A 25,759-nucleotide genomic window follows, 5' to 3' on the forward strand; every position below is an offset into this window, starting at 1 on the left:
TGACACGGACATTCCCGGATTCTCGGGCGTCAACCGGCAACGGGTTTGCGCCGGGTGGACCCGATCGACCACGCTGGTCGCCATGCCCGCCGTATCGACCACCCTCCGCGTGCTCGCCGTGTCGGTCATCGCGTCGCTCACGGTCACCGGTTGTCAGACCCTCGATGACGCCGGACAGGCCCTGGGGCGAGCCGATCTGGTCAACGACCTCGCCGCCCGGCTGGACGGGTCGCTCACCGGGACCTGGTCCGCCGACTACCGGCTACCCGGCGGCCGGACCGCCTCGTTGGCCCAGACGCAGGAACCGCTCCGCTCGGCGTACACCTGGCCGGACGGCAAGATCACGGTGACCCAGGAAGCGGTCACCCGGTGCGAGAACGCCGCCGGGCGTACCGCCTGCACCGTGGTGCCGCCGGTGACCACGGGCGGCAAGCCCTCGGTGGCCGCCTGGACCGAGGCCGCGAAGCGCGGGCAGGTCACCCCGCCGGCCGTGATCGGGCTGCTCACCGAGGCCGCCCTGGATCCGCAGGCGGTCATCGCGCAGAGCGACACCACGGTCGCCGGCCACCATGCCACCTGTGTCGACGTGCAGCGCTCCGCCGGCGACTTCACCGCCTGCGTGACCACCGAGGGCGTGCTGGGCAGCTTCGCCGGCGCCCTCGACGGCCGGCCGACCGAGGTGGCGTTGAGCCGCTACACCGAGACCGTCGACGCCAGCGCCTTCGACCCGCCCGCCCGCGCGGGTGTGGTGGACCACCGGCCGACCACCGCATGACCGATGCGTCGCCCGACGGGCGCGAGCAGATTGGCACCGCGGCCGGCTCCGAGCGGCGCGGGTTCCTGCCGGGAGCCGGCGGCGGCCTCCCGCCCGCGCCGACCGACCTGGCCCTGCCGGTGGCCGGGCGGAAGTTGCTGACCGGCGCCGACGGGCGCTTCCCCCGAGTCGGTGACCTCCCCGCCGCCACCGCCTGGGTGCCGCTCGGCACGCTGGACGGCGTACCGGCGTGGGGCGCCGGGCTGACCCCGACCGACGAACCGACCGGCCGCTGGCGGAGCTGGCGGGCGCTCGCCGCCGAGCTGCCCGAACCGCTCGCCACCCTGGCGGGGCGGGCGCTGGCGGTGGTCACCTGGCGGCGTACCCACCGGTGGTGCGGTGCCTGCCGGGCCGAGCTGGCCGACGTGCCGGGCGAGACGGCCCGCCGCTGCCCCGACTGCGACCTGTACGTCCCGATGCGGCTCTCCGCCGCCGTGCTCACCGCGATCACCCGCCCCGGCCCGGCCGGCGGCCCCGACGAGCTGCTGCTGGTCCGCCACACGTACGGGCCGACGGAGCTGTGGGCCCTGGTCGCCGGCTTCGTCGAGGCGGGCGAGTCGTTGGAGGCGGCCGTGCGCCGGGAGGTCGGCGAGGAGGTCGGGCTGGCCCTCGACACGGTCCGCTACTTCGGCAGCCAGCCCTGGGCGATGTCCGGCCCGAACGTGCTGCTGGCCGGCTTCACCGCCACGGTCGCCAACCCGGCCGCCGAGCCGGTGGTCGACGAGAAGGAGCTGGCGCAGGCACGCTGGTTCCCACTGGACGCGCTGCCGGCGGAGCTGCCACCGGCGTACTCCATCTCCCGCTGGCTGATCGACGCGACCGCGGCCACGCGGCGTTGACCCGCGCGGCGGCCGTCCGCCGCTCAGACGCCCAGCAGGGTACGCAGGTGGCGCGGCGGCGGGCAGTCGTGCGCCAGCATCGCGTCGTGCCACTCCCGCACCGACACCCCGGCGGGGCGGGCCGCCGCGATGTCGGCGATCTCGCTGTAGCCCACGAAGTAGGTGGAGAGCTGGGTGGAGGTGATCAGCGAGCGCCGCCACTTGCCGGCCGCCTCGCCCTCCTCCTGGAAGCCGCGCCCGGTCATCAGCGCCATCGCCTCCGCCTCGAGCATCCCCTCGCAGTGGACCAGCTGGTCGAGCAGCGCGTTGATGGTCATCCGCAGCTGCATCTTGAGCTGCTGCAACCGCACCGGCAGGCCGCCGAAGCCGAGACCGGCCATCAGCTCCTCGGCGTAGACCGCCCAGCCTTCGACGAACACCCCGGACTCGGTCAGCGGGCGGACCCGGGTCGGGCCGGTGTGCCGGCGGGCGTGGGCGAGCTGGAGGAAGTGACCGGGCATCGCCTCGTGCACGGTCAGGTTGCGGATCATGTGGTCGTTGTACTCCCGGTAGAACGACTCGACCCGGTGCGCGGGCCAGTCCGCCGGGGTGGGCGCGATGCAGTAGAAGGTGGGCACGTTCGCCGGCTCCAGCGGGCCGGGCGAGTCGCAGTAGGCGACGGCGACGCCCCGGGCGAACTCCGGCATTCTCTGGATCACGCACGGGTCGTCGACCAGGGTGACCAGGTCGTGGTCGCGGACGAAGTCGGTCGCCTCGTCCAGCGTGATCGAGGCGAGGTCCACGATGGAGTGGTCGTCCGGGTGCTCGGCGGCGAGCAGGTCCAGGGCCCGACGTACCGTCGCGTCGTCGGCCGGCCCGCCGACCAGCTCGGCGGCCGCCGACCGGATCTCCTCGGTGACCCGCTCCAGGTTCGCCCAGGCGCGGCGCTGGATCTCCGCGGCGCCCAGCTCGGTGTCCAGGGTGTGCCAGAGCCGCGCCTCCCAGCGCCGCCGGCCCAGCCGTGGGTCACGCCCCGGCCCGGCGTCGGCGGCCAGGCCGATACGCAGCCAGGCGACGAACTCCTCCAGCGCGGCGATCGCGGCAATGGCCGCCGGCTCGATCCGGTCGTACAACGCAGGTGCCTGGGCGAGCAGCACCGGCACCTCGTCGCGGACCAGCGCCGCCGTGCCGGTGAACTGCCCGACCGCCGTCTCGGCGTGGATCCGCGGCATGTCCCGCAGCGTCGCGCGCGCGGTCGCCAGGGCGTCGGGTACGGCCGACAGCCGCCCGGCCAGGTGGGTGAGGCGCTCCTCCACCGGGGCGTACGGGCGGGCGAGCACGGCGTGCAGCAGCGGGCCCGGATTGTGCCGCAGCGGGTCCCACTCGTGGGCGCGGATCTCGGTCAGCTCGAACAGCTCCCGGTCGACCAGGGCGCTGAGTAGCGCGTGGTCGACCTGCTCCTCGACGTCGAGCGCGTCCGGGTCGAGCTCGGAGAGCGCGTCGGAGGCCTCCTTCAGCATCCCCTGGTCCGCCGCGACCCCGTCCGCGGAGAGATCCGGCAGCCGGTCGTCGTACCGGTGGTCACCAGCGGACGTGGCGAGCCCGGGCCGGCTCACCAGCAACGCCTCGACGATCCGCTCAGCCAGCGGCACGAACGATTCCATCCCCCGACCCTACCGATCCCCACCCCGCCCCGTGCCCCATGCGTTGATCATGAAGTTGTTGCCACCCGCCTCGGCGTGTCGCGGCTGCAACTTCATGATCAACGCGAGTGGTCGGGGGCCCCGCGTTCGGCGGCGCGGACGGCGTCGGCGTACGCCAGGGTGGTGCGGCGGAGGGCTGCTTCGGGGTCGATTCCTGCCTCCCGGGCTGCCGCGACGGTGGCGAGGAGGCTGGCGCCCAGTCGGGCCTCGGGGTCGACCTGGGTGTCGGCCAGCGGGGGCGGCACGGCCAGGCCGACGCGGGCGGCGCGGTCCAGGATCTTCGCGGCCAGGGCGAGCGCCGGCTGACTCAGCGCGATGCCGTCGAGCACGGAGTCACGGGCCTTCTCGGCCCGCTTGATCCGCTCCCAGCTGGCCTCGATCTCCTCCAGGCTGCCGAGCTCCGCCCCGGAGAAGACGTGCGGGTTGCGGCGGACCATCTTGTCCACCAGGCCCCCGGCCACGTCGTCGACGGTCCACCGCTCGCCCTCGGGCAGGTTCTCGGCGAGCCGGGCGTGCAGCAGCACCTGGAGCAGCACGTCACCCAGCTCCTCGCGGAGCGCGTCGGTGTCGTCTGCGCTGATCGCGTCGTACGCCTCGTAGCACTCCTCCAGCAGGAAGCCGGCGAGGCTGCGATGGGTCTGCGCCCGCTTCCACGGGTCGCCGCCCGGCGAGGCCAGCCGGTCCATCACCGCGACCGCGTCGAGCAGCCGGGCGCCCGGCGGGTCCCACGAGCCGTACATCAGCTCCAGCTCGGCCAGCCCGGGCTCCCGGGCCAGCCGCAGCCCCAGCTCCCGGGCCAGCGCCTCGTCGCCGGTCGGGCCGGCCAGCCAGACCGCGGTGCCGTGCGCGGCCACCGCGTCGAGCAGCGCCTGCGTCGCCCTGCCGGCGACGACGGTGACCTCGGCGCCCACCGTGCGCACCGCTGCGGTCAGCTCGCTCTCCGCGCCGGTCAGCACCGGTGCCTGGCGTACGACGTCCCAGGCGGCGGCGGTCAGCAGGCCGGCCGGCAACCGGGGCGAGGTGACCAGCAGGACGATCCGGGCGATCGTGCTCAGGGCGCCACCGGCCCGGTCGACTGCTCCGCCGGGGCGTCCACCGGCTCCGGGGTCGAGACGTCGGTCACCGGACCACTGGCGTCGATGTACGGCAGCGCGTAGAAGACCAGCTCCTGGCCCTTGTTCACCCAGGACGGGACGCCCAGCGGGCGGTACCGCGGGTTGACCGACACGTCGACCTTGTCGGCCTCGGCCTCCAGCGCCGCGCTCAGCGCCGACGCGCTGCGGACGAAGCCGCCCTCGCCGAAGAGCTGGCGCACCTGGGCCACCGACATGCCCGACTGGATCCCGCCGGCCTTCTCGATCGCGTGGTAGACGGCCATCACCGCGTCGTCGCTCAGGTCGGCGGGGGGCAGCTTCTGGCTGAGCACCCGGGAGATGTCGGCCCACTCGCCCCAGAGCTTCGCGTACTCGGCCTGCGGGGGCATCTGCAGCTGCTGGGCGAGCTGCTCCGGGGTGACCTGGTCGGGCACCTGGAGGCCCTGCTCGGCCACCACGCGCTTGCCCAGGTCGATGCTGACCAGCAGGTTCACCACGTCCTGCCGGGTCACCGTCGAGCGGAGCTGGTCCGGGGCCGGGGTGGCGCCGGCCTGGGTGGCGCTCTGCCGCACCGCCTCGGCGTACTTCGCCTGCGCGTCGTCGTAGACCGCGTCCACCCGGTCGACCGGGTACGTCCTGTCGCCGACGTACGCGGCCACGTCCGGGGAGGACTTGCCGCAGGCAGCGAGGGAGAGGACACCGAGGGCCGCGACGCTGACGGCGGCGATGAGACGGCGGGCACGCATGACGGCCACTCTCTCATGCCGGCTACGGCGGTGTGACGCCCCCCACCGGGGGCGGGCCGGGCTCACGCCGTCACCCCGGCCAGCGCGGCCGGCTCGCCCAGCACGTCCTTCAGCAGCTGCGCGCACCACTCCAGCAGGGCCTGGTCGCGCAGCGGCTCGCCGCCCACCCGCCGGGTGCTCGGCCGGGGCACGCTGACCTGATCGGTGGCCTGCTTGTAGACCGAGTCCGGGTGGTAGCGCTTGAGCCGCAGCTGCTTCGAGTCGGGCAGCGGCAGCGGGCCGAACCGGAGGTGCTTGCCCTGCATGGAGACGTCGGTGAGGCCGTACCGGCGGGCCAGCAGCCGGAACCGGGCGACCGCGACCAGGTTCTGCACCGGGGCGGGCGGCTCGCCGTAGCGGTCCGCCATCTCGGCGACCACCTCACGCAGCCGCTCGTCGTCGCGGGCCTCGGCGAGCTTGCGGTACATCTCCAGCCGCAGCCGCTCCACCCCGACGTAGTCGTGCGGCAGGTGCGCGTCGATCGGGAGGTCGATCTTGACGTCGGCCTCCTCCTCGGGGCGCTCGCCCTTGAACGCCGACACCGCCTCGCCGACCATCCGGACGTACAGGTCGAAGCCGACGCCCTCGATGTGACCGGACTGCTCGCCGCCGAGCAGGTTGCCGGCGCCCCGGATCTCCAGGTCCTTCATCGCCACGTACATGCCGGCGCCGAGCTCGGTGTGCTGCGCGATGGTGGCCAGCCGCTCGTGGGCGTGCTCGGTGAGCGGCTTCTCCGGCGGGTAGAGGAAGTACGCGTACGCCCGCTCCCGGCCCCGGCCGACCCGGCCGCGGATCTGGTGCAGCTGGGCCAGGCCGAGCAGGTCGGCCCGCTCCACGATCAGGGTGTTGGCGTTCGGGATGTCGATGCCGGACTCCACGATGGTGGTGCAGACCAGGACGTCGAACTCCTTCTCCCAGAAGCCGACCATCACCTTCTCCAGGGCGTCCTCGCCCATCTGGCCGTGCGCCACCGCGACCCGCGCCTCGGGCACCAGCCCGCGGATCCGGCGGGCCGCCTTGTCGATGGACTCGACCCGGTTGTGCAGGTAGAAGATCTGCCCGTCGCGGAGCAGCTCGCGGTGGATGGAGGCGGCCACCTGCCGGTCGTCGTACGCCCCGACGAACGTGAGCACCGGGTGGCGCTCCTCCGGCGGGGTGGCGATGGTGGACATCTCCCGGATGCCGGTGATCGCCATCTCCAGCGTCCGCGGGATCGGGGTGGCGGACATGCTCAGCACGTCGACCGAGGCCCGCAGCGTCTTCAGGTGCTCCTTGTGCTCGACGCCGAAACGCTGCTCCTCATCGACGACCACCATGCCGAGGTTCTTGAACCGGGTGGCCGTCTGGAGCAGCCGGTGGGTGCCGATGACGATGTCGACGCTGCCGTCGGCGGCCATCTCCAGGGTCCGCTCGGACTCCTTCGGCGTCTGGAAACGGGACAGCTGCCGGATCTCCAGCGGGAACTGACTCATCCGCTCGGCGAACGTGTTGTAGTGCTGCTGGACCAGCAGCGTGGTCGGCACCAGCACGGCGACCTGCTTGCCGTCCTGCACCGCCTTGAACGCCGCCCGGACCGCGATCTCGGTCTTGCCGTACCCGACGTCGCCGCAGATCAGCCGGTCCATCGGGACGGTCTGCTCCATGTCCCGCTTGACCTCTTCGATCGCGGCGAGCTGGTCCGGCGTCTCCTGCCAGGGGAAGGCGTCCTCCAGCTCCCGCTGCCACGGCGTGTCCGGGCCGAACGCATGCCCCTTGGACGCCTTGCGGGCCGCGTAGAGCTGGATCAGCTGGGCGGCGATCTCCTTGACCGCCTTGCGCGCCCGGGCCTTGGACTTCTGCCAGTCCGAGCCACCCATCTTGTGCAGGGTGGGCTGCTCGCCGCCGACGTACCGGGAGAGCTGGTCGAGCTGGTCGGTGGGGACGAAGAGCCGGTCACCGGGCTGGCCGCGCTTGCTCGCCGCGTACTCGATGACCAGGTATTCCCGGCTGGCGCCGTTGACGGTGCGCTGCACCAGCTCGAGGTAGCGGCCGATGCCGTGCTGCTCGTGCACCACGTGGTCGCCGGCCTTGAGCTCCAGCGGGTCGATGGTGTTGCGCCGCCGGCTCGGCATCTTGCGCATGTCCCGGGTCGAGGTGCCCCGACCACCGGTGACGTCGTTGCCGGTGAGCAGCACGAACCGGGACGCCTCGTCGACGAAGCCGGCGGTCAGGCAGCCGCAGGAGACCAACACCTCGCCGGGGGCGGGCGCGGCCGGCACCTCCTCGGTGAGCCGGGCGCCGAGGCCGGCGTCGCGGAGCACCTCGACCGCCCGCTGGGCGGGGCCGTGCCCCTCGAAGACCAGCGCGATCGACCAGCCCTCGCCGGCCCAGCGCTTCAGGTCCTCGACCACCCGGGCGGTCTCGCCGTGGTAGAGCGGGGCGGGCTGGGCGGCCAGGCTCACCGCGATCGCGTCGTCGGGGGTGACGTCGACCTCGGTCGGCTGGTCCTCCCAGGGCTGCCGGGCCGGGGCGGTGGCGCCCGCCTCGACCAGGCCGAACGGCGCGAGGGTCCACCAGGGCTGGCGCAGGGCGCGGGCCGCCGTGCGTACGTCGGCCAGGGTCTTGAAGGCCGCGGCGCCGAGGTCGACCGGGGCCTGGCCGCCGACGGCCGCCGCGGCCCAGCTGGCCTGGAGGAACTCCTCGGAGGTACGCACCAGGTCGTGCGCCCGGGTGCGGATCCGCTCCGGGTCGCAGAGCAGCACGTGGGTCCCGGCCGGCATGCAGTCCAGCAGCAGTTCCAGGCTCTCGTTGCCGAGCAGCGCCGGGACCAGCGACTCCATCCCCTCGACGGGGATGCCCTCGGCCAGCTTGTCCAGGATCTCGGCGAGCTCCGGGTGCTCCTGTGCGAGGGCGGCGGCCCGCTTCCGGACCGCCGGGGTGAGCAGCAGCTCCCGGCAGGGCGGCGCCCAGAGCTGCGGCACGCCCTCGATGGTGCGCTGGTCGGCGACGGCGAAGGTACGGATCTCCTCCACCTCGTCGCCCCAGAACTCGACCCGGGACGGGTGCTCGTCGGTGGGCGGGAAGATGTCCAGGATGCCGCCGCGTACGGCGAACTCGCCCCGCTTGGTGACCAGGTCGACCCGGGCGTACGCCATGTCGGTGAGCCGGCGGGCGACCTCCTCCAGGTCCGCCTCCTCACCGGCGGTGAGCTGCACCGGCTCCAGGTCGCCGAGCCCCTTGAGCTGCGGTTGCAGCAGCGACCGGACGGGCGCCACGACCACCCGCAGCGGCCCGGTACGCCCGTGCGCGTCGGCCGACCCGGGGTGCGCCAGCCGGCGCAGCACGGCCAACCGCCGGCCGACCGTGTCGGAGCGGGGCGAGAGCCGCTCATGCGGCAGCGTCTCCCAGGACGGGAAGACCGCCACCTGCTCCGGCGGGAGCAGGCTGCGCAGCGCCGAGGCGAGGTCGTCGGCCTCCCGGGTGGTGGCGGTCACCGCGAGCACCGGACGGCCGGCGCCCCCGCCCGGCTTGCCGTCGGCGCCGACCTCGCCCGGATCGGCCGCGACCGCGGCGACCGCGAAGGGGCGCAGCGCCGCCGGGGCGGTCACGTCGAGCCCGTCGACCTGGGCGGCACCGGAGCGCGCCAGGTCACGCGCCCGGGCCAGCCCGGGGTCGGCCAGGGCGGCGGAGAAGAGTCCGGTGAGCATGTGTGATCACTTCCAGGGAGGTCGCCGGTATGGGCAGGGCGCGCACGCCAGATACCCCGCGTCCGACCGGACGGGGGGTCCACGCCTGCCAGCCTATCTCCGCCCACCGACCTTCTCCCCCTTCCCGCCCGCTCGTCCGCCACCCGCCACCCAGGAACCGCGCAGCTTCCGGGAAAGAGCGGCCTCCGGGCGCGGAATGGCCACTCTTTCCGTGAAGCTGCGCGGATCTTGACCGCGTGACCGGCCCATGATCGGGTCGAGGCATGGCAGAGCAGTGGCGGGCGCAGTTCGACGCGAGGGTCAGCTTCGCCAACGGTGGCGGGCTGCGGACCGAGGGCTTCCGGCTGGACATTCCCGGTCGGGAGATCACCGACGAGGAGTTGGCGGCGCTCTTCGTGCGGCACCTCGGGCTGCTGATGGTCTCCGAGGTACGGATCAGCGACAAGACGATCGTCGAGGAGCCGCACAAGGGTGGGCGGGGCACCGGCCGGCCGCGCGCCGCCGACCCGGCCAGCGAAACCCACCCCGGGCATCCCCGCGACCCGGCCGGCGCAGCCCGTCGGCGGCTGGTCGAGCTGAGCCACGTGATCACCGACGGGATGACCACCCTGCCCGGCTGGCCGGCGCCGCGGATCAGCGACTGGCTCACCCGGGAGGCGTCCCGGGCGAACTACGCCCCGGGCACCGAGTTCCACGTCGCCCGGATCGACATGATCGCGAACACCGGCACCTACCTCGACACGCCCGCGCACCGCTGGGCGGAGGGCGCCGACCTCACCGGTACGCCCCTGGACCGCCTCGCCGACCTACCCGGGATCGTGGTCCGGGTACCGGCCGGCACCCGGGCGGTGGACCGGCTGATGCTGGCCCCGTACGACGTCGCCGGGCGGGCGGTGCTGCTGCACACCGGCTGGGACACCCACTTCGACACCGATCTGTACGCCGCGCATGACGCGCCCTACCTGACCGGAGACGGCGCGCAGTGGCTGGTGGAGGCAGGCGCCGCCCTGGTCGGCGTCGACTCGATCAACATCGACGACGTGAGCCCGGCCGCCGCTGGCGACCGCCCGGCGCACAGCACACTGCTCGCCGCCGGTATCCCGATCGTCGAGCACCTGACCGGCCTGGACGCCCTGCCCCCGGAGGGCTTCCGCTTCACCGCCGCCCCGCCGATGGTGGCCGGCATGGGCACCTTCCCCGTCCGCGCCTTCGCCGTCGTCGGCTGACCCGCTCCTCGCTGCCCTCCGGCACCGAACTCTGCGCCGAGTTCGACGTGTCCCGTCAGGTGGTGCATGGCGTCCCACGCACCGTGGTGGCGGCCGATCAGAAGCCCAGTTCGCCGGGGCCGAGCACGGTCAGGCCGGCGACTCGGGCGAGCCACTCGGCGCGCTCGGGCTCCTGTGGGCCGACGTGGACGAAGACCGCGTGCCCGTCGGCCGGCTCGGTGGCCCAGATGTCCGCAGCGTTGAGCACCACCTGGACGTACGCGTGCTTGAACTGCCACCCCAGGTCCCGGTACGGCACGGCCGGCCAGCCATGGTGCCACCACTCCAGCCGCGCCATGTCGGGCCCGACGGTCTCCGCCAACCGCCCCTCCACCAGGCCGAGACCGTGCACCAGCACCTCGACGTCGACCAGCGGATCCGCCGGGTCCTGTGGACCGGTCTCCTTCTGGCTAGCCGCGTCCACGCACATCCGGTCCTCCCCGTCGGCCCCCAGCCAGTGGCCGTACGCGTCGAGGTAGCGGGGCAGGCCCGAGTGCCGCCCCGTACGCGCCCAGAGCTGCACCTCCGTGTCCCGCAGGTCGGCCACGCTCAGCAGGTGGCCGACGGCGTGCAGCGCCCGGTCGATGTCCGGCGTACGCAGGATCGGGTACGCCCGCGAGTTGCTCATCAGTACCGCACCGAGATGCGGCGCGCGAGGGCGTCCACCCGGACCTCGCCGCCGTACGGGATGATCAACTGCGGGTCGGTGTGGCCGAGGTCAACGTCGAAGACCACCACGGCGTCGGGGTTGTAGGCGGCCAGCGCCCGGGTCACCGCGTCCCGCTGCGCGTCGGCCCACTCCCGCCGCTCGTCCAGGGTGTGCGGGCGGTCGAAGTCCCACGCCTTGGCCCGGCCGACGAGCACCGCCGGGAAGCCGGCGAGCAGCCCCCGCTCCCCCATGTTGCGCAGGATCCGGAAGACCTCGGTGGCCGAGGGCAGCTCCTCCGAGGTCTCGATGATCAGCACCTCACCCGCGTGGTCCGACACCGTACCGACCCGGTCAGCGGCCATCAGCCAGTGCAGGATCTCCAGGTTGCCACCCCAGGTACGCCCCTGCACCACGGTCGCCGGCCCCTGCCACCGCCAGCCGGTGCCGGGGAACATCACCGGCTCGTGGGCCAGGGTGGACGGGTCCCGCCAGTCGTTCGGCTCGTCGCCCCACTCGGGGGCGGGCGCCAGGTCGTACCAGTCGGTGGTGAAGAGGGCGGCGCGCAGCGAGTCGAAGGTCAGCGGGTGCGGTTCCCCCGGCCGGCCGAGGTGCACCAGCACCGACCCGCCGTGGTAGGAAACGATTCCCAGCCGGTACAGGTGGTTGAGCACGTTGGTGTTGTCCGAGTAGCCGAAGTACGGCTTCGGGTTGGCCCGCAGCACCTGGTCGTCCAGGTGCGGGGTGACCGTGATCAGGTCGTCCCCGCCGACGGTGGCGAGCACCGCGGTGATGGTCGGGTCGGCGAAGGCGGCGGTGAGGTCCCGGGCCCGGTCCCGCGGGTCGGCGCCCATCACCCGGGTGGTCGGGTACTCCACCGGCTCCAGGCCGAACTCCTCGCGCAGCCGGCGCAGCCCCAGCTCCTGGACGTGCGGGAAGAGACCCGGCAGGCCGGCGGAGGGGGACACGACGGCGACGCGGTCGCCGGGGCGGGGCTTCGACGGATAGCGCGGCAGGTCCATGATCGAACGCTACCGAGTCGGACCAAGGGGTTTTCAGACGGTGGCACCGGCCGGAGCGCGGGGCGGCGAAACCCCACAACCAGGGCGAACCGCGACCCTAGGCTGGCGACGTGGACGAGGACCGGGAACTCGCGGTGCGGGACTGGCTGCCGCGAACCGCGGCGCTGCTGGTCGGCGCGCTCGCCCTGGCCACCGCGTCCATCGCCGCCTACGTGGGGGCGCTGCACCAGCCCGCCCCGCGCGACGTGCCGGTCGGGGTGGTCGTCGGCGATCAGCGCGCGGAGCAGGTGATGGCCGCCCTGCGCGCCCGGACCGACAAGATCAAACCGATCCGGTACGACAGTCCGCAGGCCGCCGACGACGGACTGACCACCCGCGAGGTGTACGCGGTGCTCACCTCCGGCCCGGACAACGGGTTGCGCCTGCCGTCCCGCCCGTCCCAGAGTGCAGATCATCACGCCGGCCCCCTCCTTCCGGCGGGGCCGGCGCGGATACGATCCAGGGAGTCGGACAGCGCTGTCCTTCGTACTCACGTAGGGAGCGCACCGTGACCGACCAGCACGACCACGACGGCCCGGACGCCGCACTGCGGGCCGACATCCGCCGCCTCGGCACCCTGCTCGGGCAGACCCTGGCCCGCCAGGAGGGCCGGCCGCTGCTCGACCTCGTCGAGGAGATCCGCGCCCAGGTCCGCTCCGACGCCCCGGCCGCCGCGCAGCGGCTCGGCGGGCTCGACGTGACCACCGGGACCAAGCTGGCCCGGGCCTTCTCCACCTACTTCCACCTGGCCAACATCACCGAGCAGGTGCACCGGGCCCGGGACCTGCGCCGGCGTCGCGCGATGCACGGCGGCTGGCTGGACCAGGCGGCCAAGATGATCGCCGAGCGCGGGGTGCCGGCCGAGGAGATCGCCGCCGCGGCCCGCCGGCTCGCGGTACGCCCGGTCTTCACCGCCCACCCGACCGAGGCGGCCCGCCGGTCGATCCTGTCCAAGCTCCGCGCGATCGCCGACGAGCTGGACACCGAGACCGCCAACGCGATCCTCTACGGCGCCAGCGACGAGGGGCCGGCCAACCGGCGCCTGGCCGAACTGCTGGACCTGATGTGGCAGACCGACGAGCTGCGGCTGGACCGGCCGGACCCGACCGACGAGGCCCGCAACGCCATCTACTACCTGCGCGACCTGCACGCCGAGGCCGCCCCGCAGGTGCTCGACGACCTCGCCGACACGCTGCGCACCCTCGGCGTGGAGACCTCGCCGACGTCCCGCCCGCTGACCTTCGGCACCTGGATCGGCGGGGACCGGGACGGCAACCCGTTCGTCACCCCGACGGTCACCCGCGAGGTGCTGCGCATCCAGCACGAGCACGGCATCGCGGCCACCGAAACGGCGATGGAACACCTGATCAACGAGGTGTCGGTCTCCCGCCGGCTGCGCGCGGTGTCGCTGGACCTCTCCGCCAGCCTCGCCGCCGACCTCGACGCGCTGCCCGAGGTCGCGCCCCGGTTCCGCCGGGTCAACGCCGAGGAGCCGTACCGGCTCAAGGCCCGGTGCGTGAAGGCGAAGCTGGCCAACACCCGGGAGCGGCTGCGCGCGGGCACCGCGCACGTGCCGGGCCGGGACTACCGCGGCTCCGCCGAGCTGATCGCCGACCTGGAGCTGCTGCGCGCCTCGCTGGCCCGCAACGCCGGGCAGCTCACCGCCGTCGGCCGGCTCGCCTCCACCATCCGTACCGTCTCCGCGTTCGGCCTGCACCTGGCGACCATGGACGTCCGCGAGCACGCCGACGCGCACCACGCGGTGCTCGCCCAGCTCTACGCGGCGGTGGGCGAGGTCTCCGACTACCCGTCGCTGACCCGGCTGGAGCGGACCAAGCTCCTCGCCGACGAGCTGGCCGGCCGCCGGCCGCTCTCCACGCTGGACACCCCGCTGACCGAGAACGCGCATAAGACGTTCGACGTGTTCGGGGCGATCCGCGAGGCGCAGGACCGGTTCGGCTCCGAGGTGATCGAGTCGTACATCATCTCGATGACCCTCGGCGTGGACGACGTGCTCGCCGCGGTGGTGCTGGCCCGCGAGGCCGGCCTGGTCGACGTGCACAGCGGCCGGGCTCGGATCGGCATCGTGCCGCTGCTGGAGACCCCGACCGAGCTGAACGCCGGCGGCGACCTGCTGGACGAGCTGCTGTCGCTGCCCGCGTACCGGGCCCTCGTCGCGGCCCGGGGCGACGTACAGGAGGTGATGCTCGGCTACTCCGACTCCAACAAGGAGGCGGGCATCACCACCAGCCAGTGGTCGATCCACCGGGCGCAACGCGCACTGCGGGACGTGGCCGCCCGGCACGGGGTGCACCTGCGGCTCTTCCATGGCCGGGGCGGCACGGTCGGCCGGGGCGGCGGCCCCACCCACGACGCGATCCTGGCCCAGCCGTACGGCACCCTGGACGGTGCGATCAAGGTGACCGAGCAGGGTGAGGTCATCTCCGACAAGTACACGCTGCCGGCGCTGGCCCGGGAGAACCTGGAGCTGACCGTCGCCGCGGTGCTCCAGGCGACGCTGCTGCACACCGCGCCCCGGCAGCCGGCCGAGATGCTGGAACGCTGGGACGCGGCGATGGACGTGGTCTCCGAGTCGGCGTACCGGTCGTACCGGGGGCTGGTCGAGGATCCGGACCTGCCGGCGTACTTCTGGGCCTCCACCCCGACCGAGCTGCTGGGCGCGCTGAACATCGGTTCCCGGCCGGCGAAGCGGCCGAACACCGGGGCCGGGCTGGCCGGCCTGCGGGCCATCCCGTGGGTGTTCGGCTGGACGCAGACCCGGCAGATCGTGCCGGGCTGGTTCGGCGTCGGTTCCGGGCTGGCCGCGGCCCGGGCGGCCGGGCTGGAGGACGTGCTCGCCGAGATGAACCGGAACTGGCACTTCTTCCGCACGTTCCTGTCGAACGTCGAGATGATGCTGTCCAAGACCGACCTGACCATCGCCCGCCGCTACGTCGAGACGCTGGTGCCGAAGAAGCTGCACCCGATCTTCGACAAGATCGAGCAGGAGTACGAGCTGACCAAGCAGGAGGTGCTGGCGGTCACCGCCTCCCCGGCCCTGCTGGAGAACTCGCCGGTGCTCCGGCGCACCCTCGCGGTGCGGGACACCTACCTGGAGCCGCTGCACCACCTCCAGGTGGCGCTGCTGCGGCAGTACCGGGACTCCGGTGCCGCCGGGCGCGCGGTGGCGACCGCGCCGGGCGGCCGCCGCGCCCCGAGCGACGGTACGGCGCTGGAGCGGGCGCTGCTGACCACGGTCAACGGCATCGCCGCCGGCATGCGCAACACCGGCTGACGGACGACGAGGTGCCCCGGTCGCCGCGACCGGGGCACCTCGTCGTGCGCGGTCACCAGTCGCCGCCGCCGAAGTCCCCTCCGCCGAAGTCGCCACCACCGAAGTCGCCACCGCCACCGGCACCGCCGAAGTCACCGCTGGCGTAGTCACCGCCCACGCCCGGGTCACCGCCCACGCCCGGGTCACCGCCGACGTCGCCGGCCTGGTCGCCGCCGGCGTCCCCGCCCTGGTCGCCGTGGTCGGCGCCGTCGCCGAAGCCCTCCTGGTAGCCGGCCCCGTAGCCGGGGTCGGCGAAGGCCGGCGAGAAGAGCGCGTCGGCGATCAGCATGCCGCCGAGCACGCCGGCGCCCGCGCCCAGCGCGGTCTTCCACCAGGGAGTGGAGTACCAGCCCGCCGGCACCGGCCGACCCTGGTAGCGCCCGCCCGGGTAGTAGTAGGGGGTTTCCCGGCCCGGCTGCGGGCCTGCCTTGAAGGTCTGCCCCTGCACGTCGACCTGACGCTCCCGGGTGAGCTGCCCGGCGCCCTGCGCGGCGGCCAGCGGCGGCAGCTCCGGACCAGGGTCGATGCCGAGCGCGGTCCGGGCCGCCCGGATGTAGGCCAGTCCCTCCAGCGCGGTCTCCCGCGCCAGCGCGAACTGCTGCGGGGTGCGCGCCTGCTCCAGCTGGCTGCCGGCCGCGTTGTAGCGCTCGCCCGCGTCCAGCAGCGCCTGCCGTACGGCGGGATCGTCGCCGTGCAGGTTCATCACCTGGCCGCCGAGGCGCTCGTACCAGCGCTGGGCCTCCGCCCGCGCGTCGCCCAGGGCGCGGGCCCGCCGGTCGGCGCTGTCCCGGCGCCACCACAGGAAGCCACCGACCAGCAGCGCCACGAGGACGACCACGAGCACAAATTCCATGACCCGAACGTACCCACCGGCGTCGAGTCGTACCCGTTTGGCAAGCTCTGGTGATGAACTTCTCGACGCTGGCCGTGGTGGTCGTCTGCCTCGTCGCGGGCGGCGCGGTGGGCTGGTACGCCGCCCGGACCCGGTCGGCGACCGAGATCGCCCGGCTGGAGGCCACCCTGGCGGCCACCCGCGAGGGTGAGGGGCGGCTGGAGCAGTCCATGCGCGCGCTGACCTACGAGGCGACCGCCCAGTCGCAGGAGGCGGTGGCCCGCGCGGTGGCCCCGCTGCACGACACCCTCCGGCGCTACGAGCAGCGGGTGGCCGAGCTGGAGCACGACCGGGTGGACGCCTACGCCGAGCTGCGCGAGCAGGTCCGGTCGATGAGCGCCGTCTCCGGCGAGCTGCGCACCGAGACCAAGCAGCTGGTGGCGGCGCTGCGCGCGCCACAGGTCCGCGGTCGGTGGGGCGAGCTCCAGCTCCGCCGGATCGTCGAGGCCGCCGGCATGCTGGAGCACTGCGACTTCGACGAGCAGGTCACCGCCGCCACCGACCACCAGGGGGTGCGCCCCGACCTGGTGGTCCGGCTGCACGGCGGCCGCAGCGTGGTGGTGGACGCGAAGGCGCCCTTCGACGCCTACCTGACCGCGATGGAGGCCCGCGACGAGCGGGGACGGGACGCTCACCTCGACGCGCACGCCCGGCACCTGCGCGGGCACGTGGACGCGCTGGCTGCCAAGACCTACTGGGCGGCGTTCGACTCCACCCCCGAGTTCGTGGTGCTCTTCGTGCCGGCCGACCCGTTCCTGGACGTGGCGTTGCAGCGCGATCCGACGCTGCTGGAGCACGCGTTCGCCCGCAACGTGGTGCTGGCGACACCGGCCACCCTGGTCGCGCTGCTGCGCACGGTGGCGTACTCGTGGCGGCAGGAGGCGCTGGCCCGCAACGCGGTCGCGGTGCACTCGCTGGCCCGCGAGCTGTACGGGCGGCTGTCCACCCTGGGCGACCACGTCGGCAAGCTGGGCGCGTCGCTCGGCGGTGCGGTGACCGCGTACAACCGGGCGGTGGGGTCGCTGGAGGCGCGGGTGCTGGTCAGCGCCCGCAAGCTCGCCGAGCTGGGCGTCTCCGACCAGGAGCTGGCCGCCCCCGCCCAGGTCGAGGTGGCGCCCCGGCAGCCGCAGTCCCCGGAGCTGGTGGGCCCTCCCGTCGGGGACCCGAGCCGTGACCCCCTCCGTCTGGATGCTCCGGAGTAGACGATCGGGCGGCCGGTCCTGACCGTTATCGCTTGCTGTCGAGCAACTGTTCGCGTCACCGTTGCCGGGTCATCGACTCACGTAACGACCCGTTCACCACGGTCGCTGGAGTAGTGACGGCGGCCCGCGTCACCCGACGCGTGCCGTGCCTCCCCGGCCCGCACCCCCAGGGCCCCTCGCTCTCCCCCGGAGGAAGAGACGTGAGCACATCCCGTTTCCGGCGCGGCCGTACCCCGGCCGCGCTCATGGCGTCGGCGGTCACCGTCGGCGCCATGACATTGGCGTTCGTCGGCAGTCCCGCCGGCGCCGAGCCCACCACCGATGTGCCCAAGAGCAGCAGCACCGGTTGGACCCCCACCGACCAGGACCGGCTGGCCGAGGCCAGGGCCGAGGGCCGGCAGAGCGTCACCGTGCTGGTCGCGGCGCGGACCGGTGAGACCGCCACCGCGGCGGACAGCCTCGCCGGCCTCGGCGCCACCGTGCTCTACCGCGACGACGACCTCGGTTACCTGCGCGCCGAGGTGGCGACCGAGCGGGCCGACCGGGCCGCCCAGCTCGCCGGCGTACAGGCGGCGGAGATCGACGCGGCGGTGCCGCTGCCCGACCCGCGCCCGGAGGCCAGCGAGGCGCCGGCGGCGCAGCCGGCCCCGGGGGCCGGCACCCCGGCGGACAACCCGTACATGCCGATCCGCGACATGGGCGCCACCCGGTTCATGGCCGACCACCCCACCGTCGACGGCCGCGGCGTCACCGTCGGCATCCTCGACACCGGCATCGACCTGTCGCACCCCGCGCTGAAGAAGACCACGACCGGCGAGCGCAAGATCGTCGACTGGGTCACCGCCACCCACCCGACCGACGACGCCGACCCGACCTGGATCAGCATGAGCCGGAACGTCTCCGGCCCGAGCTTCACCGTGGACGGCCGGACGTGGACGGCGCCCGGGGCGGGCTCGTATCGATTCGGTGTCTTCAACGAGCGCGACGCCAACCTCGGCGGCGAGCTGGGCAACGACGTCAACCGGGACGGCAACCCGGCGGGCAGCAACGGCCTGTTCGGCGTGCTGTGGGACGGCGGCAGCACCGTCTGGGTCGACGCCGACCAGGACGGCTCCTTCGCCGACCAGGCCGCGATGACCGAGTACAAGGTCCGCAACGACGTCGGCACGTTCGGCACCGACAACCCGGCGACCGCCATCAACGAGTCGATGCCGTTCGTCGTCCAGGTCGACGGCACGCGCAAGTTCGTCAACATCGGCATCGTCTCCGGGGCCCACGGCTCCCACGTCGCCGGCATCACCGCCGGCAACGGCCTCTTCGGCGGCGCGATGACCGGTGCCGCTCCGGGCGCCAAGCTGGTCTCCGTCCGGGTCTGCCTCTTCGTGGCCGGCTGCACCTCCAGCGCGCTCATCGAGGGCATGATCTTCGCCGCGAAGCAGGCGAACGTCGACGTCATCAACATGTCGATCGGCGGCCTGCCCTCGCTCAACGACGGCAACAACACCCGCGCGGTGCTCTACAACCGGCTCATCGACCAGTACGACGTGCAGATGTTCATCTCGGCCGGCAACAGCGGGCCCGGCACCAACACCGTCGGCGACCCGTCGGTGGCCGAGAAGGTGATGAGCATCGGCTCGTACGTCACCGACGCCACCTGGCGGGCCAACTACGGCTCCAGCTCGCCGTACGCCGAGAGCCTGCACTACTACAGCTCCCGCGGCCCGCGTGAGGACGGCGGGTTCAAGCCCAACGTGATCGCGCCGGGCTCGGCGATCTCGACGATCCCCACCTGGCAGCCGGGCGGGCCGGTCCCCGGCACGTACCAGCTGCCCCCGGGGTACGCGATGTTCAACGGCACCTCGATGGCCTCGCCGCAGGCCGCGGGCGCCGGGGCGCTGCTCGTCGGCGCCGCCAGGGCGCAGGGCTTCCAGCGCAAGCCGGCCCAGCTCCGGCAGGCCATGATGTCGTCCGCCCGGTTCATCGACACCGCCGGGGCGTACGAGCAGGGCGCCGGGCTGATCGACGTGACGGCGGCGTACGAGCTGCTGCGCAAGAACATCAGGACGGTCGACATCAGCTCCTCGGTGCCGGTGAGCACCGCGCTCTCCGGGTTCCTCGCGACGCCCGGCGTCGGCGTCGGCATCTACGACCGGGAGGGCGTCGCCGTCGGCCGGGAGTACACCCGCACGTACACCTTCACCCGGACCAGCGGCGGGTCGAAGGCGATCACCTACAACCTGTCCTGGGTCGGCAACGACGGCACCTTCGCGACCGCCGCGTCGGTCTCGCTGCCGCTGAACAAGCCGGTCACCGTCGCGGTGAAGATCAACCCGGCGACCCCGGGCGCGCACTCGGCGGTCCTTCGCCTCGACGACCCGGCCACCACCGGCATCGACCGGCAGACGCTGAACACGGTGATCGCGCCGTACACCTTCGCGCCGGCCGCCAACCACCAGGTGCAGATCACCGACAAGGTCGGTCGCAACCAGTCGCTGCACTACTTCTTCACGGTGCCGGCCGGCACCCCCGCGCTCAAGGTGGACTTCACCGGTCCGTCCGGTGCGGCGGGCACGGGTCAGGCCCGGTTCCTGCGCTACCACCCGTACGGCGTGGCGATCGACAGCAACGCGTCGAACTCCTGCTACTCGCCGAGCGCGGGCGTCTGCGCCACCGGCTCGCCGAACACCCGCACCACCTCGAACCCGCTGGCCGGGGTCTGGGAGGTCACCGTGGACGGTCGGCGCACCTCCGACGCGGAGTGGACGCCGTTCACGCTCACCGCGTCGGTGCTCGGCGCGACGGTCACCCCGAACCCGGACGTGATCGCCTCCGCGACCACCGGCACGCCGGTGGCCCGGTCGTACACGCTGACCAGCACGCTCGGCTCGTTCACCGGCCGGGCGGTCGGCGGCGGCGCGCTGGGCAGCGCCCGGCAGGGTCCGTTCACCGTCGCCGCCCACCAGACCCAGGAGTACGACCTGACGGTGACGCCGGGGTCGACCCAGCTGCGGGCGACCATCGGCGGCACCTCCGACCCGGGAGCCGACCTGGACCTGTACGTGCTCAACTGCACGTCCGGGACGTGTGTGGAGGCCGGTCGGAGCGCCGACGGCGACTCCGAGGAGTCGGTGACCCTCGCCAACCCGGCGCCGGGCGCCTGGAAGGTGCGCGTCGAGGGGTACGCCGTGCCCGCCGGCTCGACCACCTACAACTACATCGACGTCTTCACTAACCCGGCCTTCGGGTCGGTGTCGGTGACCGACGCCAACGCGGCGCGCCCCAGCGGCGTGACGTGGGAGGTGCCGGGCGCGGTGACCGCGAACGCGGCTCCGGGCAGCGGCCGGGTGCTCTACGGCACCGTCCAGGTGCGTACCGACACGAACATCCTCATCGGCAGCGGTGACGTGGTGGTGCACAGCGTGAGCTGACCACCTCTACCAGGGTGAGAGGCCCGTCCCCGTCGGGGGCGGGCCTCTCACTCGTCGTGGCCGGCTCCGAGCCGGGTCAGGCCCGCCTCGCGCTCTCCACCACGAAGGGGGTGCCCTGCTGGCAGGTGGTCATCATGTCGGGCTGGGGCCGGCCGGTGACGGTGACCCGGGCGCCGGGGGCGAGCACGTCCCGGGGGCCGCCGATCAGCTGGTAGCCGTCGATCAGGAGGCAGTTCGGCTCCACCCCGGGCTGGACGGTGCCGGTGATGGTGGTGGCACCCGGGCCCGGCGGCCGGCTGGGCCGGCTCGGCGGGCGTCCGGTCGGCGGTAGCGCGGTCGGCGGCGCCACGGTCGGCGCGGGAGGCGCCGACGCGGTGGGGTCCACCGGCTCGGGTGAGGTCGTCACCGGCGATCCTTCCGGGGGGCTCGGGGCGGCCGACCGGTCGTCGCCGCCCTGGCCGCCGCAGCCGCTCAACGCCGCACAGGCGACCAGGGCGGCGAGGGCCATCCGAGGAGTCTTCATACCCCTTCGACGCATCCCGTCGGTGGTCCGTTCCGGGTCAGCGCCGGGCGGCGGCGGCCTTCATGTCCCGCTTGAGCTCCTGCGGCAGCGAGAAGGTCAGCCGCTCGTTGGCCGTGGTGATCTCGTCGACGTCGGTGAAGCCCCGCTCGGCGAGGTGGGCCAGCACCTCCTGCACCAGCTCGTCCGGGACGCTGGCGCCGGAGGTCACGCCGACCGTGCCGGCGCCGGCCAGCCAGGCGTCGTCGATCTCGTGCGCGAAGTCGACCAGGTGGCCGGCGCGGGCTCCGGCGTCAAGGGCGACCTCGACCAGCCGGACCGAGTTGGAGGAGTTGCCCGAACCCACGACGATCACCACGTCGCACTCGGGCGCGATCTCCTTGACCACGTGCTGCCGGTTGGAGGTGGCGTAGCAGATGTCGTCGCTGGGCGGCGACTGGAGCAGCGGCAGCCGCTGCTTGAGCCGGGCCACGGTCTCCAGCGTCTCGTCCACCGACAGGGTGGTCTGGGAGAGCCAGACGACCTTGTTCGGATCCCGCACGGTGACCTTGTCGGCGCCGTCCGGGCCGTCCACCAGCTGGATGTGCGCGGGGGCCTCACCGGCGGTGCCGATGACCTCCTCGTGCCCCTCGTGGCCGATCAGCAGGATGTCGTAGTCGTCGGCGGCGAACCGCTTCGCCTCCTGGTGCACCTTGGTCACCAGCGGGCAGGTCGCGTCGATCGCCTTCAGCGAGCGCGCCTTCGCCTGCTCGTAGACCTCGGGGGCCACGCCGTGCGCGGAGAAGATGACGGTGGCGCCCTCGGGCACCTCCTCGTTCTCCTCCACGAAGATCGCGCCCTCGGCCTCCAGGGTGCGTACCACGTGCTTGTTGTGCACGATCTGCTTGCGCACGTAGATCGGGGCGCCGTAGAGCTTGAGCGCCTCCTCGACGGTCTGCACCGCCCGGTCCACGCCCGCGCAGTAGCCGCGGGGCTTGGCCAGGAGCACGCGCTTGCCGGTCCGGGGGGTTGCCTGAGCCTCGGTCACCCGACCATCGTACGTGCCCGGTTTGCCGACGGCAGCGGCTGCGACCCGTACCACAGCCGGGGCCCGGGCTGGCAGAATGGGCGGACCGGCAGCGCGCAGGGCCACCGGCACCACCCGAAACCCCTTTTCGGGTACGAGAGGACGCGCGCCATGGTGATCCAGAAGTCCCCGGACGAGATCGAGCTGATGGCCCGGGCCGGCGCCGTCCTGGCCGAGGTGCACGAGGTGGTGGCCGACGCGGTCGCCCCCGGGGTCAGCACCGCCGAGCTGGCCCTAGCCGCCGCCGGGATCGCGGCGCGCGGAGCCGAGCCCTCCTTCCTCGGCCACCACGGCTATCCGGCCACCCTCTGCACCTCGGTCAACGACCAGATCGTGCACGCCTTTCCCGCCGACGACGTCCGGTTGCGCGCCGGTGACGTGGTGTCGCTGGACTGCGGGGTGGTCGTGGACGGGTACCACTCCGACGCCGCCTGCACCTGGGTGGTCGGCGGCCGGGAGCAGGCCGACGAGCGCACCCTCGCGCTGGTCGACGCCGCGTAGGCGGCGCTCTGGCGGGGCATCGCCGCGCTGCGCCCCGGCAACCGGCTCGGCGACGTGTCGTACGCGATCGGCGCGGAGGCCGACCGGCACGACCTGGGGGTGATCGCGGAGCACGACGGGCACGTGGTCGGCGGGCACGGCATCGGCCGGCAGCTGCACGAGGACCCGCTGGTGCCGGGGCGGGGGCGGCCCGGTCGCGGGATGCGGCTGCGGCCCGGCCTGGTCTTCGCCATCGAGCCGATGTTCACCCTCGGCTCGCCCGGCTTCACGGTGGCCGACGACGGTTGGACGATCAGCACGATCGACGGCGCGGTCGCCGCGCACTGGGAGCACACGGTCGCGATCACCGAGCAGGGGCCGTGGGTGCTGACCGCCCGCCCCGGCGAGCGGCACGCTCTGTCGGGGCTCCCGCAGGTCGTCGGGGGCTGACCGTAGGGTGGGCGGGTGACCGACGCCCCGCGCAGCACCCCCGAGGAGCCCTGGCCGGTCCGGGTGGTCAGCCAGAAGGTCGGCGCCTGGATCGCCCGCCTCGGCTGGGTCTGGGTGGACGGGCAGGTGGCGCAGATCAGCCGGCGCCCCGGCGCCAGCACCGTCTTCCTCACCCTGCGCGACCCGTCGGCGGATCTCAGCCTCACCGTCACCACCAACCGGGACGTCCTCGACTCCGGCGCGCCGGAGCTGCGCGAGGGCGCCCGGGTGGTGCTGCACGCCAAGCCGGAGTTCTACGCGGCCCGGGGCACGCTGAGCCTGCGGGCCGACGAGATCCGCCAGGTGGGGCTCGGTGAGCTGCTGGCCCGGCTGGACAAGCTCAAGAAGCTGCTCGCCGCGGAGGGGCTCTTCGACCGGGCCCGCAAGCGCCGGCCGCCGTTCCTGCCGCAGCGGATCGGCCTGATCACCGGCCGCGCCTCGGCCGCCGAGCGGGACGTGCTGACCAACGCCCGGCGGCGCTGGCCGGCGGTGGAGTTCCGCACCGTCAACGTGGCGGTGCAGGGGCCGAGCGCAGTGCCCCAGATCGTCGACGCGCTGAAGGTGCTCGACGCCGATCCGAGCATCGACGTGATCATCATCGCCCGGGGCGGCGGTGGCATCGAGGACCTGCTCCCCTTCTCCGACGAGGCGCTCTGCCGGGCGGTCTTCGCCTGCCGTACGCCGGTGGTCAGCGCGATCGGCCACGAGACGGACACGCCGCTGGTCGACTACGTCGCCGACGTCCGCGCGTCCACCCCGACGGACGCGGCCAAGCGGGTGGTGCCCGACCTCACCGAGGAGGTACGCCTGATCGGCCAGGCCCGATCCCGGCTGGAGCGCGCGGTCCGCAACCTGGTCGACCGGGAGTCGCACCGGCTCGACCTGCTGCGCTCCCGCCCGGTGCTGGCCCGCCCGCAGGTGATGGTCGACCAGCGGGCCGCCGAGGTGACCGCCCTGCGCGACCGGACCGGCCGCTGCCTGGACCACCGGCTCGGCGCGGCCGCCGATGACCTGCGGCACACCCTGGCCCGGCTGCGCGCCCTCTCCCCCGCGGCCACTCTCGACCGTGGGTACGCGATCGTGCAGCGCGCCGACGGGCACGTGGTGCGGGCGGCGACCGAGGTGGGCAAGGGCGACCCGCTGCGGGTGCGCCTCGCCGAGGGCGAGCTGGCCGCGACCGTCGACGGCTGACCCGCCTTCCGCGGCGCGGAGACGATGGCAGGTGACGGGGACCGGATGTGGTGGGATGGGTGCGATGACTGACGAGAAGCAGGACGAGCGGCTCAGCTACGAGCAGGCCCGCGCCGAGCTGGCCCAGGTGGTCGAGAAGCTGGAGGCCGGTGGCACCTCGCTGGAGGAGTCGCTGGCGCTCTGGGAGCGGGGCGAGAAGCTGGCCGAGGTCTGCCAGCGGTGGCTGGACGGCGCCCGGGCCCGGATCGACGCCGCCCGGCAGGCCGCCGACTCCTGACCGGCTGTCGGACGACGGCCGCAGACGCGCGGTGGCGGGACGGCCGACGCCGCCCCGCCACCGGAGACGGCTCAGCTGAACAGGTTGTAGAACTCCTGCGGCGCCTCGACGACCTGGTCGGCCGACGGCTTCTGCGCGGCGGCGGCGTTGCCGTAGTCGGAGTAGGTGACCTTGATGTCCTGCGCCGCGGTCTGGCCGGCGGCCGGGATCTGGAGCACCATCTCGCTGAGCCGGCCCTGCGGGTCCAGCTTCGCGGTGAACGGCACCGACTTCGCCTGCGGGCCGAGCGCGGTGATCAGCGTCTGGTCCACCGACCCGGCCTCGGCCGCCTTCGACACGTCCAGGGTGCCGGCGTAGGTGCCCTCGCCGGTCTGCCGGACCTCGGTGATGCCCTGGGTGAGCACCTCGCTGCCGGCCGGGTCGACCTTGTCGAAGTCGAAGCCCAGCGCCTTGTTGCCCTTGATCCGGGTCTGGTCGAGGTGCTGGTACTTGCCGAGGTTGAGCTTCTGCCTGCCGGGGATGCTGCTGGCGGACTTGCCGCCGAGGTCGAGCTTCACCCAACTGTCCGGCTTGGCATGGATGAGGTCGAGGTTCATCATCAGGTCCGAGGACGGGTCACCGATCGTCACCTTCATCTGGGCGCTCTGGCTCGGCTCGTGCACCTGCCCCTCAGCGGTCGAGCCCGCCCCGGCCATGGTGAACCGGAAGTTGCCCTTCCGGATCTCGTTGGTGGAGTTCAGCAGGGCCTGCTTGGCGTCCGCGTTGCCGCTCGGCGCGATGGCCGAGCCGGACGCCGTCGGCGTCACGGAACCGGAGGCGGCCGGGTCGGCCGTCCCGTTGGCGTTGCAGGCGACGAGGCCGGGGGTGAGAAGGGTCGCGGCGAACACCGCCGCGCTCCAGCGGCGAACAGTAACAGTCACGGGAACTCTCCAAGTGGGTCGTCCGGCCCACAGCGGCGCCGGAAGCTGGACGCTCCCCGTCCGCCCGGCGAGGCCGGCCGGTCGGGTC

19 protein-coding genes and 1 pseudogene are annotated in these 25,759 nt (G+C 73.6%); 10 read left to right on the forward strand and 10 right to left on the reverse strand.

What is annotated here, in order from left to right; genetic code table 11:
* Nucleotides 1–82: 82 nt before the first annotated feature.
* Nucleotides 83–775, forward strand: a complete 693-nt coding sequence (locus tag ACLQ2U_RS07995; protein ID WP_425749905.1) for a hypothetical protein — start codon at nt 83–85, stop codon at nt 773–775.
* The gene (gene nudC / locus ACLQ2U_RS08000; RefSeq protein WP_425749906.1) at nt 772–1,653 is read left to right on the forward strand and encodes an NAD(+) diphosphatase; all 882 of its coding nucleotides are present in this window, start codon (nt 772–774) and stop codon (nt 1,651–1,653) included. The genes ACLQ2U_RS07995 and nudC overlap by 4 nt, the downstream gene beginning before the upstream one ends.
* Before the next feature lie 23 nt (nt 1,654–1,676).
* Here nudC and ACLQ2U_RS08005 read toward each other — a convergent pair whose 3' ends face one another.
* The 4 genes from ACLQ2U_RS08005 to mfd form a co-directional block, all read right to left on the reverse strand.
* Entirely contained in the window at nt 1,677–3,296 is a 1,620-nt protein-coding gene (locus ACLQ2U_RS08005) for a DUF885 domain-containing protein (RefSeq protein ID WP_425749907.1), read from the reverse strand.
* A 98-nt stretch (nt 3,297–3,394) separates the two neighbouring features.
* Nucleotides 3,395–4,381, reverse strand: coding sequence for a nucleoside triphosphate pyrophosphohydrolase (locus ACLQ2U_RS08010; RefSeq protein ID WP_425750135.1), 987 nt, complete (start codon nt 4,379–4,381; stop codon nt 3,395–3,397).
* A gap of 5 nt (nt 4,382–4,386) precedes the next feature.
* Nucleotides 4,387–5,175: a hypothetical protein gene (locus tag ACLQ2U_RS08015; RefSeq protein WP_425749908.1), complete on the reverse strand. Its 789-nt coding sequence runs from the start codon at nt 5,173–5,175 to the stop codon at nt 4,387–4,389.
* A gap of 62 nt (nt 5,176–5,237) precedes the next feature.
* Nucleotides 5,238–8,900: a transcription-repair coupling factor gene (gene mfd / locus ACLQ2U_RS08020; RefSeq protein WP_425749909.1), complete on the reverse strand. Its 3,663-nt coding sequence runs from the start codon at nt 8,898–8,900 to the stop codon at nt 5,238–5,240.
* A 263-nt stretch (nt 8,901–9,163) separates the two neighbouring features.
* Here mfd and ACLQ2U_RS08025 point away from each other — a divergent pair, with 263 nt between their 5' ends.
* Nucleotides 9,164–10,126 (forward strand): cyclase family protein, encoded by a 963-nt coding sequence (locus ACLQ2U_RS08025; RefSeq protein ID WP_425749910.1) that lies wholly within the window; start codon nt 9,164–9,166, stop codon nt 10,124–10,126.
* Between the two features lie 97 nt (nt 10,127–10,223).
* On the opposite strand, the gene ACLQ2U_RS08030 is transcribed toward ACLQ2U_RS08025, so the two are convergent.
* Both ACLQ2U_RS08030 and ACLQ2U_RS08035 read right to left on the reverse strand, forming a co-directional pair.
* Complete coding sequence (locus tag ACLQ2U_RS08030) at nt 10,224–10,793, reverse strand: hypothetical protein (protein ID WP_425749911.1); 570 nt, start codon at nt 10,791–10,793, stop codon at nt 10,224–10,226.
* Nucleotides 10,793–11,833, reverse strand: a complete 1,041-nt coding sequence (locus ACLQ2U_RS08035; protein ID WP_425749912.1) for a S66 family peptidase — start codon at nt 11,831–11,833, stop codon at nt 10,793–10,795. The genes ACLQ2U_RS08030 and ACLQ2U_RS08035 overlap by 1 nt, the downstream gene beginning before the upstream one ends.
* 110 nt (nt 11,834–11,943) lie before the next feature.
* Here ACLQ2U_RS08035 and ACLQ2U_RS08040 point away from each other — a divergent pair, with 110 nt between their 5' ends.
* Both ACLQ2U_RS08040 and ppc read left to right on the forward strand, forming a co-directional pair.
* Nucleotides 11,944–12,384, forward strand: a complete 441-nt coding sequence (locus tag ACLQ2U_RS08040) for a hypothetical protein (protein ID WP_425749913.1) — start codon at nt 11,944–11,946, stop codon at nt 12,382–12,384.
* A complete protein-coding gene (ppc, locus tag ACLQ2U_RS08045; RefSeq protein WP_425749914.1) occupies nt 12,381–15,167 on the forward strand; it encodes a phosphoenolpyruvate carboxylase in 2,787 nt (928 codons plus the stop codon). The genes ACLQ2U_RS08040 and ppc overlap by 4 nt, the downstream gene beginning before the upstream one ends.
* A 52-nt stretch (nt 15,168–15,219) precedes the next feature.
* On the opposite strand, the gene ACLQ2U_RS08050 is transcribed toward ppc, so the two are convergent.
* Complete coding sequence (locus tag ACLQ2U_RS08050) at nt 15,220–16,059, reverse strand: hypothetical protein (protein WP_425749915.1); 840 nt, start codon at nt 16,057–16,059, stop codon at nt 15,220–15,222.
* A 53-nt stretch (nt 16,060–16,112) separates the two neighbouring features.
* On the opposite strand from ACLQ2U_RS08050, the gene ACLQ2U_RS08055 reads away from it, so the two are divergent.
* Complete coding sequence (locus ACLQ2U_RS08055) at nt 16,113–17,300, forward strand: DNA recombination protein RmuC (protein WP_425749916.1); 1,188 nt, start codon at nt 16,113–16,115, stop codon at nt 17,298–17,300.
* 200 nt (nt 17,301–17,500) lie between these two features.
* The gene (locus ACLQ2U_RS08060) at nt 17,501–20,728 is read left to right on the forward strand and encodes a S8 family serine peptidase (protein WP_425749917.1); all 3,228 of its coding nucleotides are present in this window, start codon (nt 17,501–17,503) and stop codon (nt 20,726–20,728) included.
* Nucleotides 20,729–20,804: 76 nt separating this feature from the next.
* Here ACLQ2U_RS08060 and ACLQ2U_RS08065 read toward each other — a convergent pair whose 3' ends face one another.
* Together ACLQ2U_RS08065 and ACLQ2U_RS08070 are read right to left on the reverse strand one after the other, a co-directional pair.
* Nucleotides 20,805–21,251 carry a hypothetical protein gene (locus tag ACLQ2U_RS08065; protein WP_425749918.1) on the reverse strand — a complete coding sequence of 149 codons (447 nt, stop codon included), beginning with the start codon at nt 21,249–21,251 and terminating at the stop codon, nt 20,805–20,807.
* 37 nt (nt 21,252–21,288) lie between these two features.
* Complete coding sequence (locus tag ACLQ2U_RS08070) at nt 21,289–22,275, reverse strand: 4-hydroxy-3-methylbut-2-enyl diphosphate reductase (protein ID WP_425749919.1); 987 nt, start codon at nt 22,273–22,275, stop codon at nt 21,289–21,291.
* Between the two features lie 150 nt (nt 22,276–22,425).
* Here ACLQ2U_RS08070 and map point away from each other — a divergent pair.
* The 3 genes and pseudogenes from map (at nt 22,426) to ACLQ2U_RS08085 (ending at nt 24,751) form a co-directional block, all read left to right on the forward strand.
* Nucleotides 22,426–23,244, forward strand: a pseudogene (map, locus tag ACLQ2U_RS08075) (type I methionyl aminopeptidase).
* A 15-nt stretch (nt 23,245–23,259) separates the two neighbouring features.
* Nucleotides 23,260–24,474, forward strand: a complete 1,215-nt coding sequence (xseA, locus tag ACLQ2U_RS08080; protein WP_425749920.1) for an exodeoxyribonuclease VII large subunit — start codon at nt 23,260–23,262, stop codon at nt 24,472–24,474.
* 64 nt (nt 24,475–24,538) lie between these two features.
* A complete protein-coding gene (locus tag ACLQ2U_RS08085) occupies nt 24,539–24,751 on the forward strand; it encodes an exodeoxyribonuclease VII small subunit (protein WP_425749921.1) in 213 nt (70 codons plus the stop codon).
* A 71-nt stretch (nt 24,752–24,822) separates the two neighbouring features.
* Here the strand turns inward: ACLQ2U_RS08085 and ACLQ2U_RS08090 are convergent, their stop codons facing one another.
* Nucleotides 24,823–25,671 carry a hypothetical protein gene (locus ACLQ2U_RS08090; protein WP_425749922.1) on the reverse strand — a complete coding sequence of 283 codons (849 nt, stop codon included), beginning with the start codon at nt 25,669–25,671 and terminating at the stop codon, nt 24,823–24,825.
* Nucleotides 25,672–25,759: the final 88 nt, after the last annotated feature.

This window comes from Micromonospora sp. DT47 (assembly GCF_049844475.1).
Taxonomy (GTDB): Bacteria; Actinomycetota; Actinomycetes; order Mycobacteriales; family Micromonosporaceae; genus Micromonospora.

Coding starts and splice junctions, on each gene's coding strand:
- ACLQ2U_RS07995 (WP_425749905.1), top strand. CDS start 83: ATGCCCGCCGTATCGACCACCCTCCGCGTGCTCGCCGTGTCGGTCATC.
- ACLQ2U_RS08025 (WP_425749910.1), top strand. CDS start 9,164: ATGGCAGAGCAGTGGCGGGCGCAGTTCGACGCGAGGGTCAGCTTCGCC.
- ACLQ2U_RS08005 (WP_425749907.1), bottom strand. CDS start 3,296: ATGGAATCGTTCGTGCCGCTGGCTGAGCGGATCGTCGAGGCGTTGCTG.
- mfd (WP_425749909.1), bottom strand. CDS start 8,900: ATGCTCACCGGACTCTTCTCCGCCGCCCTGGCCGACCCCGGGCTGGCC.
- ACLQ2U_RS08030 (WP_425749911.1), bottom strand. CDS start 10,793: ATGAGCAACTCGCGGGCGTACCCGATCCTGCGTACGCCGGACATCGAC.
- ACLQ2U_RS08015 (WP_425749908.1), bottom strand. CDS start 5,175: ATGCGTGCCCGCCGTCTCATCGCCGCCGTCAGCGTCGCGGCCCTCGGT.
- ACLQ2U_RS08035 (WP_425749912.1), bottom strand. CDS start 11,833: ATGGACCTGCCGCGCTATCCGTCGAAGCCCCGCCCCGGCGACCGCGTC.
- ACLQ2U_RS08065 (WP_425749918.1), bottom strand. CDS start 21,251: ATGAAGACTCCTCGGATGGCCCTCGCCGCCCTGGTCGCCTGTGCGGCG.
- nudC (WP_425749906.1), top strand. CDS start 772: ATGACCGATGCGTCGCCCGACGGGCGCGAGCAGATTGGCACCGCGGCC.
- ACLQ2U_RS08085 (WP_425749921.1), top strand. CDS start 24,539: ATGACTGACGAGAAGCAGGACGAGCGGCTCAGCTACGAGCAGGCCCGC.
- ACLQ2U_RS08050 (WP_425749915.1), bottom strand. CDS start 16,059: ATGGAATTTGTGCTCGTGGTCGTCCTCGTGGCGCTGCTGGTCGGTGGC.
- ACLQ2U_RS08055 (WP_425749916.1), top strand. CDS start 16,113: ATGAACTTCTCGACGCTGGCCGTGGTGGTCGTCTGCCTCGTCGCGGGC.